The sequence below is a fragment of the Pseudomonas sp. WC1 genome (assembly GCF_050586565.1).
Lineage (GTDB): Bacteria > Pseudomonadota > Gammaproteobacteria > Pseudomonadales > Pseudomonadaceae > Aquipseudomonas.
The window spans coordinates 1-1,065 of record NZ_JBOBDQ010000130.1; the positions used below are offsets into that span (position 1 = coordinate 1).

At 68.6% G+C, this 1,065-nt stretch carries 1 protein-coding gene; it reads left to right on the forward strand.

Annotation, left to right across the window (positions count from 1 at the left end):
- Positions 1–4 precede the first annotated feature (4 nt).
- Positions 5–1,065, forward strand: a 1,061-nt coding sequence (locus tag ACQ4OD_RS26340) for a filamentous hemagglutinin N-terminal domain-containing protein (protein ID WP_430945222.1), incomplete at its 3' end; no start/stop codon positions are given.

Below are 1,065 nucleotides of genomic sequence, written 5' to 3' on the forward strand. Positions count from 1 at the left end.
TGACATGGACGTCCGCCTGTTTGCCTTCCTGGCCCGCCAACGCTCGGCCAAAATTCAGCCGCGCGAGCAGTTCTGCGGGTTGCCCAAGCGCGGTCTGGCGCTGCTGCTGGCCAACGCCATGTTCTGGCAACCGCTGTGGGCACAGGCCGCCGAAGGCGTGGTGGTCAGCGGCCCGGGCACCCGGCTGGACCAGGCGGGCAACGGCGTGCCGATCATCAATATCGCCGCGCCCAACGGCAGCGGCCTGTCGCACAACCAGTTCAGCGACTACAACGTCGGCCAGCAGGGGCTGATCCTCAACAACGCCACCGACCGCACCCAGGCCACCCAGCTGGGTGGCATCATCCTCGGCAACCCCAACCTGCAGGGCACCGCAGCCAGCGTCATCCTCAACGAGGTCAACGGCGCCAACGCCAGCCAGCTGCGCGGCTACACCGAAGTGGCCGGGCGCGGGGCACATGTCATCGTCGCCAACCCCCACGGCATCACCTGCGATGGCTGCGGCTTCATCAACACGCCACAGGCCACGCTCAGCACCGGCAAGCCGGTGCTCGAGAACGGCCAGCTGAGCCGTTACCAGGTCGACCAGGGCCATATCGCCATCGAAGGCGCGGGGCTCAACGCCAGCAACGTCGACAGCTTTGAGCTGATTGCCCGCAGCACGAAAATCAATGCCGAGATCCAGGCGCGCAACCTGGCCATCGTCGCCGGGCGCAACGATGTCGATGCGCGGACCCTGGCGGCCACGGCGCGCCAGGACGACGGCAGTGCCAAGCCGAGCCTGGCTATCGACTCCAGCGCCTTGGGCGGCATGTATGCCGGCGCGGTCAGGCTGGTGGGCACCGAGGCCGGGGTCGGCGTGCGCCTGGACGGGCGGATGATCGCCAGCGGCGGCGATATCCAGCTCGAGGCCAACGGCCAGTTGCGCATGGCCCAGGCCAGCGCCACCGGTGATGTACGCCTGCAGGCGGCGGCTATCGATGCGCAGGGCCCGGTGCATGCCGGCCAGCAACTGCAGTTGGACAGCCGCGGCGAGTTGGTCAACCGCCAGGGGCTGACTGCCGG